The sequence below is a fragment of the Streptomyces sp. NPDC046557 genome (genome assembly GCF_040645975.1).
Classification (GTDB): Bacteria; Actinomycetota; Actinomycetes; order Streptomycetales; family Streptomycetaceae; genus Streptomyces.
The window spans coordinates 114,782-131,298 of sequence record NZ_JBEYZH010000013.1 but is presented as its reverse complement, the minus strand read 5'-3'; the positions used below and the strand labels follow the sequence as shown (position 1 = coordinate 131,298).

At 72.8% G+C, this 16,517-nt stretch carries 17 protein-coding genes; 12 read left to right on the top strand and 5 right to left on the bottom strand.

Features of this window, described 5'->3' with window-relative positions:
- The first annotated feature begins 44 nt into the window (after positions 1–44).
- The 4 genes from rpoZ to ABZ934_RS22120 all read left to right on the top strand — a co-directional run bounded on the left by rpoZ (position 45) and on the right by ABZ934_RS22120 (position 5,277).
- Complete coding sequence (gene rpoZ, locus ABZ934_RS22135) at positions 45–317, top strand: DNA-directed RNA polymerase subunit omega (RefSeq protein ID WP_030879741.1); 273 nt, start codon at positions 45–47, stop codon at positions 315–317.
- Between the two features lie 120 nt (positions 318–437).
- Positions 438–1,652: a bifunctional phosphopantothenoylcysteine decarboxylase/phosphopantothenate--cysteine ligase CoaBC gene (gene coaBC, locus ABZ934_RS22130; protein ID WP_361315854.1), complete on the top strand. Its 1,215-nt coding sequence runs from the start codon at positions 438–440 to the stop codon at positions 1,650–1,652.
- Between the two features lie 195 nt (positions 1,653–1,847).
- Complete coding sequence (gene metK, locus ABZ934_RS22125) at positions 1,848–3,056, top strand: methionine adenosyltransferase (protein WP_361315809.1); 1,209 nt, start codon at positions 1,848–1,850, stop codon at positions 3,054–3,056.
- 88 nt (positions 3,057–3,144) lie between these two features.
- The gene (locus tag ABZ934_RS22120; RefSeq protein ID WP_361315806.1) at positions 3,145–5,277 is read left to right on the top strand and encodes a primosomal protein N'; all 2,133 of its coding nucleotides are present in this window, start codon (positions 3,145–3,147) and stop codon (positions 5,275–5,277) included.
- 142 nt (positions 5,278–5,419) lie between these two features.
- On the opposite strand, the gene ABZ934_RS22115 is transcribed toward ABZ934_RS22120, so the two are convergent.
- Positions 5,420–5,950 (bottom strand): hypothetical protein, encoded by a 531-nt coding sequence (locus tag ABZ934_RS22115; RefSeq protein ID WP_361315804.1) that lies wholly within the window; start codon positions 5,948–5,950, stop codon positions 5,420–5,422.
- 362 nt (positions 5,951–6,312) lie between these two features.
- Here ABZ934_RS22115 and fmt point away from each other — a divergent pair, with 362 nt between their 5' ends.
- From fmt to ABZ934_RS22075, 8 genes are all read left to right on the top strand, one after another.
- Positions 6,313–7,257: a methionyl-tRNA formyltransferase gene (gene fmt, locus ABZ934_RS22110; RefSeq protein ID WP_361315801.1), complete on the top strand. Its 945-nt coding sequence runs from the start codon at positions 6,313–6,315 to the stop codon at positions 7,255–7,257.
- 120 nt (positions 7,258–7,377) lie between these two features.
- Positions 7,378–8,886, top strand: coding sequence for a transcription antitermination factor NusB (locus tag ABZ934_RS22105; protein ID WP_361315799.1), 1,509 nt, complete (start codon positions 7,378–7,380; stop codon positions 8,884–8,886).
- A 611-nt stretch (positions 8,887–9,497) separates the two neighbouring features.
- Positions 9,498–9,968 carry a DUF6177 family protein gene (locus ABZ934_RS22100; protein ID WP_361315796.1) on the top strand — a complete coding sequence of 157 codons (471 nt, stop codon included), beginning with the start codon at positions 9,498–9,500 and terminating at the stop codon, positions 9,966–9,968.
- 100 nt (positions 9,969–10,068) lie between these two features.
- The gene (gene rpe, locus ABZ934_RS22095) at positions 10,069–10,770 is read left to right on the top strand and encodes a ribulose-phosphate 3-epimerase (RefSeq protein ID WP_361315794.1); all 702 of its coding nucleotides are present in this window, start codon (positions 10,069–10,071) and stop codon (positions 10,768–10,770) included.
- 109 nt (positions 10,771–10,879) lie between these two features.
- Positions 10,880–11,893 carry a sugar-binding domain-containing protein gene (locus tag ABZ934_RS22090; RefSeq protein WP_361315852.1) on the top strand — a complete coding sequence of 338 codons (1,014 nt, stop codon included), beginning with the start codon at positions 10,880–10,882 and terminating at the stop codon, positions 11,891–11,893.
- Between the two features lie 106 nt (positions 11,894–11,999).
- Positions 12,000–12,221 carry a CarD family transcriptional regulator gene (locus ABZ934_RS22085; RefSeq protein WP_031145007.1) on the top strand — a complete coding sequence of 74 codons (222 nt, stop codon included), beginning with the start codon at positions 12,000–12,002 and terminating at the stop codon, positions 12,219–12,221.
- Between the two features lie 63 nt (positions 12,222–12,284).
- Positions 12,285–12,752, top strand: a complete 468-nt coding sequence (locus ABZ934_RS22080; protein ID WP_361315792.1) for a ribonuclease domain-containing protein — start codon at positions 12,285–12,287, stop codon at positions 12,750–12,752.
- Positions 12,749–13,183 carry a barstar family protein gene (locus ABZ934_RS22075; protein ID WP_361315789.1) on the top strand — a complete coding sequence of 145 codons (435 nt, stop codon included), beginning with the start codon at positions 12,749–12,751 and terminating at the stop codon, positions 13,181–13,183. The genes ABZ934_RS22080 and ABZ934_RS22075 overlap by 4 nt, the downstream gene beginning before the upstream one ends.
- A gap of 99 nt (positions 13,184–13,282) precedes the next feature.
- Here ABZ934_RS22075 and ABZ934_RS22070 read toward each other — a convergent pair whose 3' ends face one another.
- The 4 genes from ABZ934_RS22070 to ABZ934_RS22055 form a co-directional block, all read right to left on the bottom strand.
- Positions 13,283–13,762, bottom strand: coding sequence for a group II truncated hemoglobin (locus ABZ934_RS22070; protein WP_361315786.1), 480 nt, complete (start codon positions 13,760–13,762; stop codon positions 13,283–13,285).
- Entirely contained in the window at positions 13,759–14,088 is a 330-nt protein-coding gene (locus ABZ934_RS22065) for an antibiotic biosynthesis monooxygenase family protein (RefSeq protein WP_361315784.1), read from the bottom strand. The genes ABZ934_RS22070 and ABZ934_RS22065 overlap by 4 nt, the downstream gene beginning before the upstream one ends.
- Positions 14,089–14,167: 79 nt before the next feature.
- On the bottom strand, positions 14,168–14,671 hold the full coding sequence (locus ABZ934_RS22060; RefSeq protein WP_361315781.1) for a hypothetical protein: 504 nt from the start codon (positions 14,669–14,671) through the stop codon (positions 14,168–14,170).
- A gap of 75 nt (positions 14,672–14,746) precedes the next feature.
- Positions 14,747–16,480, bottom strand: coding sequence for an FAD-dependent oxidoreductase (locus ABZ934_RS22055; protein WP_361315849.1), 1,734 nt, complete (start codon positions 16,478–16,480; stop codon positions 14,747–14,749).
- Positions 16,481–16,517: the final 37 nt, after the last annotated feature.

Below are 16,517 nucleotides of genomic sequence, written 5' to 3'. Positions count from 1 at the left end.
TCCGAACGACGCAAGATCTTTCACCCATCTTCGGAAGGTAGAGCGTGTCCTCTTCCATGACTGCGCCCGAGGGCATCATCAACCCGCCGATCGACGAGCTGCTCGAGGCCACGGACTCGAAGTACAGCCTCGTGATCTACGCGGCCAAGCGCGCGCGTCAGATCAACGCGTACTACTCGCAGCTCGGTGAGGGCCTGCTCGAGTACGTCGGCCCGCTGGTGGACACCCACGTCCACGAGAAGCCGCTTTCGATCGCGCTGCGCGAGATCAACGCGGGTCTGCTGACCTCCGAGGCCATCGAGGCCCCGGCTCAGTAAGGCACCAGGAATTCCTTTCACCACAGGCCCGGCAGAACATCTGCCGGGCCTGTGGTGTGTCATAGGTGCAGAGATGTCGCTCGAAGGCTCAGGGCCCGAAGGCTCGAAGGGGAGTGCGTGGTGGGTAAGCCGAAGGTCGTGCTGGGGGTCAGCGGCGGGATCGCCGCCTACAAGGCGTGTGAGCTGCTCCGCCGACTGACCGAGTCCGGCCACGACGTACGGGTGGTGCCGACGGCCGCGTCGCTGAACTTCGTCGGAGAGGCCACCTGGGCCGCGCTCTCCGGCAACCCCGCCTCCACCGAGGTCTGGGAGAGCGTCCACGACGTGCCGCACGTGCGCATCGGGCAGAACGCCGACCTGGTCGTCGTCGCCCCGGCCACCGCCGACATGCTGGCCAAGGCCGCCCACGGACTGGCAGACGACCTGCTCACCAACACGCTGCTCACCGCCCGCTGCCCGGTGGTCTTCGCGCCCGCGATGCACACCGAGATGTGGGAGCACCCCGCCACCCGGGAGAACGTGGCCACGCTGCGCCGGCGCGGCGCCGTCGTGATCGAACCCGCCGTCGGCCGGCTCACCGGCAAGGACACCGGCAAGGGGCGGCTGCCCGACCCCGACGAGATCTTCGAGGTGTGTCGCGGGGTGCTCGCCCGGGGCGTCGGCAAGCCGGACCTGGCCGGGCGGCACGTGGTGATCAGCGCCGGGGGCACCCGGGAACCGCTGGACCCGGTCCGCTTCCTCGGCAACCGCTCCTCGGGCAAGCAGGGCTACGCCCTCGCCCGCACCGCCGTCGCGCGCGGCGCCCGGGTCACGCTCGTCGCGGCCAACACCGCGTTGGCCGACCCCGCCGGCGCCGACGTCGTACGGGTCGGGACCGCCCTCCAGTTGCGGGAGGCGGTCCTGAAGGCCGCCGCCGACGCCGACGCCGTGGTGATGGCGGCGGCCGTGGCCGACTTCCGGCCCGCCTCCTACGCGGGCGGCAAGATCAAGAAGCGGGACGGGCAGGATCCCGAGCCGGTGGCGCTCGTACGCAACCCCGACGTACTGGCGGAGGTCTCCGCGGAGCGGGCCCGTGAGGGCCAAGTGGTGGTCGGTTTCGCCGCCGAGACCGACGACGTCCTGGCCAACGGACGGGCCAAGCTCCGCCGCAAGGGATGTGATCTGCTCGTCGTCAACGAGGTCGGCGAGACCAAGACCTTCGGTTCGGAGGAGAACGAGGCGGTCATCCTGTCCTCCGACGGCAGCGAGTCCGCCGTTCCCCATGGACCGAAGGAAGTCCTCGCGGACGCCATCTGGGATCAGGTCGCACCGCGACTCGCGCCCCGACGCGCCTGAGCGGATCGCCTTCCGGACGGCGAATCCGTACGCCAGAATGTAGTGCCGCAGGTCACACGGCTCCCACAAGGCGAGACGGGTGGTCCGGCAAACGGTGGCGACCGATAAACTGCACTTGGAGCACGTCCGGGCGCAGCCCCCGGTAGGGTTCCGCCAAATGATCAGCCAGCAGCCGCTGCAACCCCAGGGAGCGTTGTGTCCCGTCGCCTTTTCACCTCGGAGTCCGTGACCGAGGGTCACCCCGACAAGATCGCTGACCAGATCAGCGACACGATCCTCGACGCGCTCCTCACCGAGGACCCGACCTCGCGTGTGGCCGTGGAGACCCTCATCACCACCGGTCTCGTGCACATCGCGGGCGAGGTGACGACGAAGGCGTACGCGCCGATCGCGCAGCTCGTCCGCGACAAGATCCTGGAGATCGGCTACGACTCCTCGAAGAAGGGCTTCGACGGCGCCTCCTGCGGCGTGTCGGTGTCCATCGGCGCGCAGTCGCCCGACATCGCCCAGGGTGTCGACACCGCCTACGAGCAGCGCGTCGAGGGCGACGAGGACGAGCTGGACAAGCAGGGTGCGGGCGACCAGGGCCTGATGTTCGGCTACGCCTGCGACGAGACGCCCGAGCTGATGCCGCTCCCGATCCACATCGCGCACCGGCTGTCCCGCCGGCTCTCCGAGGTCCGCAAGAACGGGACCATCCCGTACCTGCGCCCTGACGGCAAGACGCAGGTCACCATCGAGTACGACGGCGACAAGGCCGTCCGCCTCGACACCGTCGTCGTGTCCTCGCAGCACGCCGCCGACATCGACCTGGACTCGCTCCTCGCCCCGGACATCCGCGAGTTCGTCGTCGAGCACGTGCTCGCGCAGCTCATCGAGGACGGCATCAAGCTCGACACCGACGGCTACCGCCTCCTGGTGAACCCGACCGGTCGTTTCGAGATCGGTGGTCCGATGGGTGACGCGGGCCTGACCGGCCGCAAGATCATCATCGACACGTACGGCGGCATGGCCCGGCACGGTGGCGGCGCGTTCTCCGGCAAGGACCCGTCCAAGGTCGACCGCTCGGCCGCCTACGCGATGCGCTGGGTCGCGAAGAACGTGGTCGCCGCCGGTCTCGCCTCGCGCTGCGAGGTGCAGGTCGCGTACGCCATCGGCAAGGCCGAGCCCGTCGGCCTGTTCGTGGAGACCTTCGGCACCGCCAAGGTCGACACCGCGAAGATCGAAGAGGCCATCGGCCAGGTCTTCGACCTCCGCCCCGCGGCGATCATCCGCGACCTGGACCTGCTGCGCCCGATCTACGCCCAGACCGCCGCCTACGGCCACTTCGGCCGCGAGCTGCCGGACTTCACCTGGGAGCGCACCGACCGCGTCGACGCCCTGCGCGCCGCCGCCGGGCTGTAGTCACTTCCCGCGCGAGGCCCCGGACCCCGATGGGGTCCGGGGCCTCGCGCATGTCCGGGTGTCGGTGCCGTTTGGTAAGAATGCGGGTGTGAGCAGCGCGAACGAGTCGGAGCAGCGGGGCGGGGAGCGGGATCCCGGCGGCCCGCCGGAGCAGCTCGCGCTCATCCGGGACATCGTGGCCGAGGCGAAGGCCAAAGCACCCAAGGCCAAGCCCCGCACCTGGCGCGGCGCCGCCCTCGCCGAGGAACTGCCGGTCGCCCGCGTCCTCGTCAACAAGGGCGTACTCCACCTCGACCAGCTCTGGGACTACGCGGTGCCGGCCGAACTGGCCGAGACCGCGCGTCCGGGCGTTCGGGTCCGGGTCCGCTTCGGCGCGGGCTCCCACCAGGTGCACGGCGGCCGCCGCGAGGGCGGCGGCCTGATCGACGGCTTCATCGTCGAGCGGCGCGCCGAATCCGACTACAACGGGGCGTTGGCCGCCCTGGCCCAGGTCGTCTCCCCCGAGATCGTCCTCAGCCCCGGCCTGCTGGCGCTCGCCCGCGCCGTCGCCGACCGGTACGCGGGCAGCCTGGCCGATGTCCTCCAGCTCGCCCTGCCCCCGCGCAGTGCCCGCGCCGAGGCCAAGCCCTCGCCGGAGCCGCTGCCGCCGCCCCCGGCGCCCGAGCCCGGCGGCTGGCAGCGGTACGGGGCCGGTCCCGCCTTCCTGCGGGCCCTGGCCGGCGGGGGCGGCCCCCGCGCCGTGTGGACGGCCCTGCCCGGGCCCGGCTGGGCCGACGAACTCGCCCGCGCGATGGCCGCCACCCTCGCCTCGGGCCGGGGCGCCCTCGCCGTCCTGCCCGACGGCCGCACCGCCGCCCGGGTGGACGCGGCGCTCACCGCCCTCCTCGGCGAAGGCCGGCACGCGCTGCTGACCGCCGAGTCCGGGCCGGAGAAACGCTACCGCCAGTGGCTCGCGGTGAGCCGGGGCTCGGTCCGGGCCGTCGTCGGCACCCGCGCCGCGATGTTCGCACCCGTACGGGACCTCGGACTGGTCGCCGTCTGGGACGACGGGGACTCCAGCCACAGCGACGACCACGCGCCGTTCCCGCACGTCCGCGAGGTGCTGGAGCTGCGCGCGGTGACCGACGGCTGCGCCTTCCTGGCCGGGGGCACGAGTTGCACCGTCGAGGCCGCCCAACTGGTCGAGTCCGGCTGGGCCCGGCCCGTGGTCGCCGACCGCGAGACGGTACGGGCCTGCGCGCCCCGGATCAGGACCGTGGGCGACGAACTGCTGGCCCGCGACGAGGCCGCCCGCGCCGCGCGGCTGCCCAGCCTGGCCTGGGAGACCGTGCGCGAGGGGCTGGGGAGCGGGCCCGTACTCGTACAGGTGCCCCGGCGCGGCTACGTACCCCGGCTGGCCTGTGAACGCTGTCGGGCACCGGCCCGCTGCCGGGTCTGCGCCGGGCCGCTGGAGGCGCCCGACGAGCGGGACCTGCGGTGCGGGTGGTGCGGGCGCGGGGAGCCCTCCTGGCACTGCGAGGAGTGCGGGTCGTTCCGACTGCGGGCCCAAGTGGTCGGGGCGCGGCGCACCGCCGAGGAACTGGGGCGCGCGTTCCCGGCCGTGCCCATACGCACCTCCGGCCGAGATCACGTGCTGGACGAGGTGCCGGACCGGCCCGCGCTGGTGGTGTGCACCCCCGGGGCGGAGCCCGTCGCCGCCGGCGCCGGATACGCCGCCGCGCTGCTGCTGGACGGCTGGGCCATGCTCACCCGGCCCGACCTGCGGGCCGGGGAGGAGGCGTTGCGGCGCTGGATCGGCGCCGCCTCGCTGGTCCGTGGGGAGGGACAGGTGGTGGTCGTCGCGGAGCCGACGCTGCGGCCGGTGCAGGCCCTCGTGCGTTGGGATCCGGTCGGGCACGCGGTGCGGGAGCTCGCGGAGCGCGCCCAATTGGGCTTCCCGCCGGTGTCCCGGATGGCGGCGGTGGCCGGCCGGCCCGAGGCACTGGAGGCGTTCCTCGCCGCCGCGGAACTGCCGCCCGACGCGGAGATCCTTGGCCCGGTGCCGCTGCCCGGCCGGCGCGGTGCGCCGTCGCCCGGGGAGCGGGTCCTGATCCGGGTGCGGCCCGGCAGCGGGGCGGAACTGGCGAGGGCGCTGAAGAAGGCGCAGGCCGCCCGGCTGGCCCGCGGGGTGACGCCCGCGGAATCGGTCCGGATCAGGATCGACCCGCCGGACATCGGCTGAGGGGCTCCCGTACGGGGTCCGCGACGGCGAGCGCCCCCGGCGGGAGCGGCCTCGGGGGAGGACCGCCACGCCGGGGACGGGGGGTGTCACGGCGGGAGCGCCCGGCCGTCAGGGGTCGGCGTCCCGGCGGCGGGCCCCGGGATCAGCCGTTGCGCGGGCCGGGTAGGGCGGGCGAGCGGGGTACCGCCGCGCCGTGCGCCCCGGCGGCCGACTCCTCGCGTGCGGGCTGGGGCGGTACGGAGCGCGCCGCGGGGATGGTGGGGAGCGGTCCCAGGGTCCGGGTGGTCGTCCCGTCCGCCGGAGCCTCGACGGGCTCGGCGGCCTGCGCGCGCCGGGCCCCGTAACGGCGGTGCACGGCCTGCTTGGTGACGCCGAGCGCCGAACCGACGGCGTCCCATGAGAAGCCGAGCGAGCGGTCGAAGTCCACCGCGGCGGTGACCAGCGTCTCGACGCTGTCCCGCAGTTCCTGCGCGAGCCGGACGGTGGGCGCGGGAGCCCTGCCGTAGACGACGAAGCCCGTGGAGGGACCGGAGCGGCGCGGGCGGTACACGTTGCCGAGCTGGGCCGTGAGCGTGCGCAGAGCGTCCACCTGCCGGCGGACCCGCTCGATGTCCCGCACCAGGAGATGCAGGCTGGCCCTTGCTTGCGCGTCGTGGGTGGCGTGGTCGGCCATGAAGAAGCCTCTCGAACCGGTGCTGAAGAGCGGATCGGGCCGCAGACACCGTTCTCAATCGCGGCCCGTTTCGGTCAATCTCTTTTGACCAACGCGTCAGCGGGCGCCCAGGTCACGCTCTGGGGGCGTGTCGGCATATGCGAGAGGCGCGCGTGTCTCGGTACGCCCCCTCTTTGCCGCCTCGGGAGCGGCGCTCCCTGCCTGTGGTATTTTCAAACCGCCCCATGAGGGGACGGTTCGGGCTGGACCGCAGCCTTCTGGCTGGAAACCCGCCGTGTAAGCGGTGGGTGGAGTCACAGACTGGTGCGCTGCTGGCAGCCCCTCGTGGCCGCCACAGAAGCCCAGAAACGAGGTATGACCCGGTGAAGCTTGTCTTCGCAGGCACGCCAGAGGTCGCTGTGCCAGCCCTGGACGCACTCATTGTGTCCGGGCGGCACCAAGTCGCGGCCGTCGTCACCCGGCCCGACGCCCCGGCCGGGCGGGGCCGCCGGCTCGTCGCCAGCCCCGTCGCCGAGCGCGCCGAGGAGGCCGGGATCGAGGTCCTCAAGCCCGTGCGACCGCGCGACCCGGACTTTCAGGAGCGGCTACGCGAGATCGCGCCGGACTGCTGCCCGGTCGTCGCCTACGGGGCGCTGCTCCCCAAGAGCGCCCTCGACATCCCCAAGCACGGTTGGGTCAACCTGCACTTCTCGCTGCTGCCCGCGTGGCGCGGCGCCGCGCCCGTCCAGCACTCGATCATGGCGGGCGACCAGGTCACCGGCGCCTCGACCTTCCTCATCGAGGAGGGCCTCGACTCCGGCCCCGTCTACGGCCACGTGACCGAGGAGATCCGCCCCACGGACACCAGCGGCGACCTGCTGACCCGGCTGGCCTTCGCCGGGTCGGGCCTGCTGACCGCCACCATGGACGGCATCGAGGACGGGACCCTGCGCGCCGTGCCGCAGCCGGCCGACGGGATCTCCCTCGCGCCCAAGATCACCGTCGAGGACGCCCGGATCGACTGGAACGCCCCCGCGATGCGCGTCGACCGCGTGGTGCGCGGCTGCACCCCCGCGCCGGGCGCGTGGACCGTGTTCCGCGGCGAGCGCCTCAAGCTGGTCTCCGTCGCCCCGCTGCCCGACCGCACGGAGCTGGAGCCCGGCGTGCTCGCTCCCGCCAAGAACAACGTCTACGTCGGCACCGGCTCGCACGCCGTGGAACTGCTGTGGGTGCAGCCCCAGGGGAAGAAGCCGATGAAGGGCGCCGACTGGGCGCGCGGCGTGCGGATCGCGCCGGGCGAGCGGCTGGGCGGAGCCGACGTAGGCTGATACCGGCCGCCCACGCCCTTTCCCACCGTCTTCCACACCACCCGCTTCACCGTCCTCCACACCAACCGCTTCACCTTCTTCGACACCCCAGGCATTACGTACAACCGGAGCACCTTTCACGTGAGCGAACAGCCCCGTCAGCCCCGTCAGGCCCGTCGGCGGACCCCCGCCGGCGGCAACGGCAAGCCGTCCGGCCCCCAGGGCGGCAAGCAGGGCAAGCCCTACCGCCGGCCGCAGAAGGACCCCGTCCGGATGCTGGCCTTCGAGGTGCTGCGGGCGGTGGGCGAGCGGGACGCGTACGCCAACCTCGTGCTGCCGCCGCTGCTGCGCAAGGCCCGCCAAGACGAGAGCTTCCAGGCGCGCGACGCCGCCCTGGCCACCGAGTTGGTGTACGGGACGCTGCGCCGGCAGGGCACGTACGACGCGGTGATCAAGGCGTGCATCGACCGCCCGCTGCGCGAGGTCGACCCGCCGGTGCTGGACGTGCTGTCGCTCGGCGCGCACCAACTGCTCGGCACCCGCATCCCCCCGCACGCCGCCGTCTCGGCGAGCGTGGAACTGGCCCGCGTCGTGCTCGGGGACGGGCGTGCGAAGTTCGTGAACGCCGTCCTGCGCAAGATCACCGCGCATGACCTGGAGGGCTGGCTGGAGCGGGTCGCGCCGCCGTACGAGGACGACGCCGAGGAACACCTCGCGGTCTACCACTCGCACCCGCGCTGGGTCGTCAGCGCTCTGTGGGACGCGCTGGGCGGCGGCCGGGCCGGTATCGAGGACCTGTTGGAAGCCGACAACGAGCGGCCCGAGGTCACCCTCGTCGCACGCCCGGGCCGCTCCACGCCGGAGGAACTGCTGGAGGCCGTGGGCGAGGAGTCGGCGCTGCCGGGGCGCTGGTCCCCGTACGCGGTACGGATGGCCGAGGGCGGCGAGCCGGGCGCCCTGGAGGCGGTGCGCGAGGGCCGCGCCGGGGTGCAGGACGAGGGCAGCCAGCTCGTGGCGATGGCCCTGGCGGCGGCGCCGGTGGAGGGCCGCGACGAGCGCTGGCTCGACGGCTGCGCGGGGCCGGGCGGCAAGGCCGCGCTGCTCGGGGCGCTGGCGGCACGGCGCGGGGCGTTCCTTCTCGCCTCGGAGAAGCAGCCGCACCGGGCGCGTCTCGTGGAGAAGGCCCTGGCCGGCAACCCCGGCCCGTACCAGGTCATCACGGCGGACGGCACCCGCCCGCCGTGGCTGCCGGGCACCTTCGACCGCGTCCTGGTGGACGTCCCCTGCTCCGGACTCGGCGCCCTGCGCCGGCGCCCCGAGGCCCGGTGGCGGCGCCGGCCCGAGGACCTGGAGGGCTTCGCACCGCTCCAGCGCGGGCTGCTGCGGGAGGCGCTGGCGGCGGTGCGGGTGGGCGGCGTCGTGGGTTACGCGACCTGCTCGCCGCACCTGGCGGAGACCCGGGTCGTGGTGGACGACGTCCTGACGGGCCGGGGCGCGGGCGCCTCGGGGCGGGTGTCGGCGGAACTGATCGACGCCCGCCCGTACATGGCCGGTGTCCCCGCCCTCGGCGACGGCCCCGACGTCCAGCTCTGGCCCCACCTGCACGGCACGGACGCGATGTACCTGGCCCTCCTGCGCCGCACGGCGTAGCGCTCGCGGGCGGCAGGCCCCCGCTCTTTGCCCGTCCGAAGTCGGCATGGGCGGGGAGTCCTCCCACGCAGCAGGCGCACGAGCCGTCCGACTGCGACGCAAGCGTGTACCAGTGACGGCCGGTCCCGCATCGGCAAGGCGGCGGTCGTCACCAAGTTCAAGGTCGGCGACCTCATGGAGGGTCTGAAGGCCAGCCGGGCGGGCATCGACGACATGGCCCGCAACATGCCCTCCGGTGCCTCGCCGCATCCTGGCGACGGAGCCCCCCACCCCGCCGGTGTCGGGGAGAGCATGCCTCCGGGGCATGAGTACGTCGACCCCGCGGGCAACAAGAGCGTCATCGGCGCCGACGGGTACATCAGGGACGAGCACGGCAACGTAGTTCCCGACACCGAACCCGTCAGGGAACCGCACAAGAGCGACTTGCCCAACGTCCACGAGCACGAGACCGCGCCGGTCAAGGAAGAGCCGAAGGTCCTCGAAGGCGCGGGCGGCCCCGGGCGCGTGGAGAACGGCACGGGCCACCCGGCTGGCGGGTCCCGCCCGACATCGATGCATTCGGGCGACGGTGCCCACCCGGCCGTCCAGGTGGTACGCACAACACGCCATCCATGCGGCCCACCTGGACGGTGGTCGTCGGCAGCCCGGACCGGCCCGCCGTCGCCACCCTGTGCGTGATCCGCACCCCGGAGGGGGTGGAGGAGGACATCACCCTCACCGTCGGCCACGGTGAGGGTGAGGAGCCGGCCCTGAAGGCACTGCCGGAGCTGGCAAACGAGCTGGTGACCCGGCACGGGCTGAAGACCATGATGTGCCAGGTGCGCCAGGCGCGCCGAGACCTCAGCGCCCCGCCGCGCTTCGAGCCCCCGCCGCTGCCCTACGCCTTCGTGCTGGGCCCGGAGGAGGTCCGGGAGGTCGGGCGGGACACCGCGAGCAGGACGCCACTGAAGGAACCACCGGTGCGGCTGGGACTCAGCGCCCGGCCCGGCTATTACTACGCGCTCGGTGACGGTGAGAGTGCCGAGAGCTGGGCCGCCCTGGAGCAGCTCGTGCGCCATTTGCGCGGGGCGCCGCCCAGCTAGACGACCCCTGGCAGGGGTACCGGGCGGCCGGGTGTGCGGGGCGGAGGGGGAGTTGCGGGGGCGTGGCCGGATGTGGGCCTGGGCATGGCACGCTTGGGGCATGGCCGTTCAGATCAATCCCAGCATCCTGTCCGCCGACTTCGCCCGACTCGCCGAGGAGGCGAACGCCGTCGAGGGGGCCGACTGGCTGCACGTCGACGTCATGGACAACCATTTCGTCCCGAACCTCACCCTCGGCGTGCCGATCGTGGAGTCCCTGAGCCGCGCGACGGACATTCCGCTCGACCTGCACCTCATGATCGAGAACCCGGACCGGTGGGCCCCGCAGTACGTCGAGGCCGGCGCGGGGTCGGTCACCTTCCACGCCGAGGCCGCCGCGGCGCCGGTGCGGCTGGCGCGGGAGATCCGGGCGAAGGGTGCCCGGGCGGCCATGGCGCTCAAGCCGGCCACCCCGATCGAGCAGTACGAGGACATCCTGTCCGAACTGGACATGGTGCTGATCATGACCGTCGAGCCCGGCTTCGGCGGTCAGGCGTTCCTGGACATCATGCTGCCCAAGATCCGCCGGACCCGGGAGATGATCGCCAAGCACGGGCTGGAGCTGTGGCTCCAGGTGGACGGCGGGGTCTCGGCCTCGACGATCGAGCGGGTCGCCGAGGCCGGGGCGGACGTCTTCGTCGCCGGGAGCGCGGTCTACGGGGCGCCCGATCCGGCCGCCGCGGTCCGGACGCTGCGGGAGCAGGCGGGCGCGGCGATCGCGGCGGCGCCCTGGGCTTGCGACCACGGGGCCAACGCTCGATGAACAGCTCGGCGAACGGGGGCTGTGCGGGCTGATCAACGGCCGTCGGATCTGACAGGATGAACGGCGAGTCGAGAATGTGAACAGCAGTGAGGAGAACGCGGTGTCTGCAATGTCGGCGGGACGGTCAGCCCTGCGGATGGGACCCGCGGAGCTGGTGCAGGCGGCGGCCATGGCGCGCCGTTTCTACCTGGAGGGCAAGTCCAAGATCCAGATCGCCGAGGAGTTCGGCGTGAGCCGCTTCAAGGTGGCCCGGGTCCTGGAGACCGCCCTCGAACGCGACCTCGTACGGATCGAGATCAGGGTTCCCGCGGAGCTGGACGCCGAGCGCTCCGACGCGCTGCGGGCCCGGTACGGGCTGCGGCACGCCGTGGTGGTCGAATCGCCGGCCGACGCGACCGAGGACGCCCCCGACCCGGAGAACCTCGGCGCGGTCGCCGCCGACCTGCTGGGCGAGCTGGTCAACGAGGGCGACGTGCTCGGTCTCGCCTGGGGCCGCTCGACCATCCACATGGCGGCTTCCCTGCACCGGCTGCCGCCCTGCACCGTGGTCCAGCTGACCGGCGTGTACGACGCCGGGACGGCGGAGCGGGGCTCGGTGGAGGCCGTACGGCGCGCCGCGCAGGTCTCCGGCGGCGACGCGCACCCCATCTACGCGCCGATGCTGCTGCCCGACCCGGCGACGGCGGCCGCGCTGCGCAGCCAGACTGGCATCGCGCGGGCCTTCGAATACTTCGACAAGGTGACCGTCGCGGCGGTGTCGATCGGCTCGTGGGAGCCCGGCATCTCCACCGTGCACGACATGCTGAGCGACGAGGAGCGGGCGCACTACGCCTCGCTCGGCGTGGCCGCCGAGATGTCCGCACACCTGTTCGACGCCGAGGGTCGGCGGGTCGGCCGGGACCTCGGCGAACGCTGCATCACCGTGGAGGCGGACCGGTTGCGCCGGATTCCCGAGGTGGTGGCGATCGCCGGCGGGCTGCGCAAGGCGTCGGCGATCGGGGCTGTGCTCCGTTCGGGCCTGGTGACCAGTCTCGTCACCGACACGGCGGTGGCGGACTATCTGCTGACGGAGTCCCAGCCGGGGCTGCGTCCGGCCCTGGAACGGGCCGATCCGGACGACTGATCGGGGCCGCGAGGCCCGCTTCCGTGCCCTCCTGGTGCGGATGGTGCCGGAATTGAGATCCGAACGGCGGACCGCAGGGCGGCCCGCTGGGCGCATACTGGAGTCAATGACAAAGTCAGCAGTACCTCGCCGCCATTTGCCGTCCAGCCCGTTCAAGGCCCCCGTGGAACCGCCGCTCCGGCAGTTCAGCGTCGGCGACCGGGTCACTCACGACGAGCACGGCCTCGGCCGTGTCGTCGGTATCGAGGAGGGGATCGCTGTCCTCGTCGACTTCGGGTCGGTCCAAAAACGCATCCTGAGTCCCTATACCAAGATGGCCGCGCTCTAAGCCGTCTTCACGTCCCGGTCCCCGCGACTCGCGGGCGAACCGGATATTTGGCACGATCGGCGCATGATCCTTCGGAACGTGCCCCGATCGTTGCTACGCGTGCTCGGGGCGCTGTTCCTCTGTGCCGCGCTGGTGGCAGCTGTCGGCTGCGCGGGGAAGACCCCCGGGGCGGCGCGGACCGGCGCTCCCGCGAGCCCCGGCACCGCGAGCCCGAGCGACGGGGCGCGCGCCGCCGTGCCCGGGTGGGCCAAGGGGATGGCCACCGTACGCGCCGGGGCCCTGCCGGCGCAGGCCCGCGAGGTGCTGGCGCTGATCGACAAGGGCGGCCCGTACCCGTACCGGCAGGACGGCACCGTCTTCGGGAACTTCGAGAAGACCCTGCCGCCGCACGCGCGCGGCTACTACCACGAGTTCACCGTGCGGACACCGGGCGAACGCGACCGGGGTGCCCGGCGGATCGTGACCGGTGGGGGCGGGGAGTTCTTCTACACCGACGACCACTACGACACCTTCAGGGCGGTTCTGCGATGATCCTCGGAGCGGGGCCGCTCGGCCCGGCGCTGGCCGCCGCCGACGAGGCGGGCTGGACGACGCTGCGGCTGGACCTGGACGGCGTCGGGAGCAAGGCGGAGCTGCTGCGGCGGTGCGGGGACGCGCTCCGCGCGCCGGAGTGGTTCGGCGGGAACTGGGACGCGTTGGCGGACGTGCTGACCGACCTGTCCTGGCTGCCACAGGCGCCGGGGCGGTTGGTGGCGGTCACCTCCTGGCAGGACTACGCGCGGGACCGGCCGGGGGAGTGGGCGACCCTGCGCGAGATCCTGGAACAGGCCGTCGACTTCTGGCAGGCCGATGGCGAGGGCGATGGCGAGGGCGACGGCAAGGCCGAGCCCGAGGGCGACGGCCGGTTCGAGGGCGGGGGCAGCGCCGGAGGCGTGGTCCCCCTGACGGTCGTGTTGGCCTGACGGTCGTGCCGGCCGGGCGGCGGGCACCTCGCGGGACGCCGACGGGGCTGAGCCGGCCGGGTGCGCCGCCGGGTGGCTCCGACAGCGCCCCGGCCCCGGTCAGGACTTCGGGATCCAGGGCGGGGTCTGCCCCCAGGACCAGACGGGGATCTTCGCCGCGTCGACCGGCGGCGGGTTGGGGCCCGAGTAGATCAGGGCCATCCGGGTGCCCCACTCGATGTAGTAGGCGAACACCGCCCGGAACTCCGGGTCCGCCGGCAGCCCGACCTCGTCCGCGGTGTCCATGAGCAGCTCCACCCAGCGGCGGCGCTGCTGCTCGGTGATGCCGCGGCCCAGGTGCTTGGTGGCCATGTGCTGGTGACCGCCGTGGTGGGCCGAGTAGTCGGCGGGGCCGCCGAAGACCTCCGACAGCCAGACGGCGACGTGCTGCGGGTGGTTCGCGTCCATGCCGGCGAAGACGGGCGCCAGGATCTCGTCCTGGAGGGCGTGCGCGTAGAAGACGTCCGTGAGGCGCTTCATGGCCTCGGCCCCGCCCATCCACTCGTAGATGGTGGGCGTCGTGTCGGGCGTGGTGCTCATGACTGTGAGGCGGCCTTTCCCGTGCCGAAGACGTCGGTGACCCGGTAGTGCTTCATTTCCTCGATGTTGTTCAGGTACGGGCGGATCGCGGCGAAGAACGCCGGGAACTGATCGCCCTTGCGGAAGCCCTGGAGGTGGTCCTCGACGGACGTCCAGCGGATCCGGAGGATGTAGCGCTCGGCCTCCTCCTCGCTGTGGGCGAGTTCGTAGTCGATGCACTCGGGCGAGGCGGCCAGGGACTCGGCGGCCCTCGCGTAGGCGTCCTCGAACGCCGGCTGGTCGTCCGCTGCGATCCGGTAGCGGATGTATTCGACGGTGGTGGTCATCGTGTGAGCCTCTCCCTGCAGTCGGTGATCCCGTCCCGGCTACCTTTCCGGGATCTTGCGCGCCCGGCGAGGTTTTCCGCTATTCGGACTCGGACTTCTTGATGTCCGCCTTGACGTCGGGGCCCTGGGAGCGGACCCGCTGGACCGTGTCGAGGGATTCGCGCAGCTCGGCGAGCCAGGCGTCGGTGTTGCGGCCCACGAGGCGGACGCACCACGCGAGCGCGTCGGCCCGGCTGCGCGCCACGCCGCCCGCGACCAGGGTGTCGAGCACCTGGCGTTCGGACTGGCGCAGCCGGGTCATCACCGGGACCGCGAGGTGGGTGAAGAGGGTCGTCTCGTCGCCGGAGCGGACGCCCCACGACACCTTGCGGCGGTAGAGCTCCTCCGCCTCGCGGGCGACCTCGATGCGCTGCTCGCGGGTGCGTTCGCGGAAGTCCTTCACGGACTCGTTCGCCGGGAGGTTCCCGATGACGGTGATCTCCTCGCGGTCGGCGGTGACGGAGACCAGGGACTCGTAGACGTCCACCGGCAGGCGGTCCGCGAACCAGGTACGGAGCTGTGTCTGCTGCTCGGCTGTAATCATGTAATCAACGTTGCATCCGCTTCCTTCTTGATCGCAAGGATTTCGCGTTCGCTCTCGGCTGGTGCTCCGGAGGGTTCAGCCCATCGAGCGGTAGCGGTGGATCAGGGAGACGGCCATCGCGCCCTCGCCGACGCCGGAGGCGACGCGCTTGACGGAGTGGGCGCGGACGTCGCCCGCGGCGAAGACGCCGGGAACGCTGGTCTCCAGCGGATACGGGGCGCGCTCCAGGCTCCACTCCGCGGGGAGTTCGCCGCCGTTGGAGATCAGGTCGGAGCCGGTGAGGACGAAGCCGTACTCGTCGCGTTCCACCACCCCGGCCAGCCAGTCGGTGTGCGGGCGGGCGCCGATGAACGTGAACATGAAGCGCGCCGGGACCTCGGTGTCCTCGCCCGTGTCGGCGTTGTGCAGGGTCAGCCGTTCGAGGTGCTCGTCGCCGTCCAGCGACAGGACGGTCGTGCGGACCCGGACCTCGATGTTGGGGGTGCGGGCGATCTCGTCGATCAGGTAGCGGGACATGCTGGCGTCGAGGGACGCCGCCCGGACGAGGATCGTGACGCGGGCCGCGTACTTGGCGAAGTGCACCGCCGCCTGTCCGGCCGAGTTGGCGCCGCCCACGATGAACACGTGCTGCGAGATGCAGGCCGAGCTCTCGGTGGTGGCCGCGCCGTAGTAGAGCCCGGCGCCCTCGAAGCGGTCCGCTCCCGGCGCTTCCAGCCGGTTGTATGAGACACCGGTGGCGAGGAGGACCGTCTCCGCGCTGATCTCCGTACCGTCCGCCAGGGTGAGGATCTTCGCGGGGTCGTCACGGGTCAGCGAGACCACCTCCACCGGGTGCAGGATCTCGGCGCCGAAGCGGGACGCCTGGATGGTGGCCCGGCGGGTCAGGTCGCCGCCCGAGAGGCCCGACGGGAAGCCGAGGTAGTTCTCGATCAGGCTGGAGGTGCCGGCCTGGCCGCCCGGGGCGCGGGAGTCCAGCATCAGCGTGGAGAGCCCCTCGGACGCCGAGTACACCCCGGCCGCCAGCCCCGCCGGACCGGCGCCGACGATGGCGCACTCGTAGTGCGGGCGGGAGGCGGTGGTGGCCAGGCCCAGGCGCTGGGCGAGTTGGGTGTCGGTCGGCGCGGAGAGCACCGCCCCGTCCGGGAAGCGGACCAGCGGCAGCGCCGCGTCGGGGTCGGCGGCGGCGATCACCGTGAGCGCCTCGGGGTCGCGCTCGACGTTCAGGAAGCGGAACGGTTGGCCGTTGCGGGTGAAGAAGTCCCGGACGGCGTGGGTGCCGGGGGACACCAGGTGACCCGCCACGATGATCCCGTCGTAGGCGGGGCGGTAGGTGGCGAGCCAGTCCGACAGCAGGTCGTCCAGCACCGGGAACAGCCGCTCGTGCGGCGGGTCCCAGGGCTTGAGCAGGTAGTAGTCCAGGCGGACCCGGTTGATGGCGGTGATCGCCGCGTCGGTCTCCGCGTACGCGGTCAGCAGGACCCGGCGGGCGTCGGGGAAGCGGCTGACGGCCTCCAGGAGGAACTCCACCCCGGTGACGTCGGGCATCCGCTGGTCCACCAGGAACAGCGCGGGGTCGTGGCCGCGTTCGTCGAGGGAGTCCAGGATCTTGAACGCGTCGGCGGCCGAGGAGGCGCCGAGCACCCGGTAGCGGTCGCCGTACGCGCTGCGCAGGTCGCGCCGCACGGCCCGCAGCACCTGCGGGTCGTCGTCCACGGCGAGGATGACGGGCTTGCGGTTCTCGGACCGCTCGGCGGCGGCCGAGGCGTGCCCGGCCGTGGTCGCCGGCGCGGTGGACCCGGTCTGGGCCACGGCGGAGGACGGGGTGGGCGAGGGAGCGGTGGCGGCG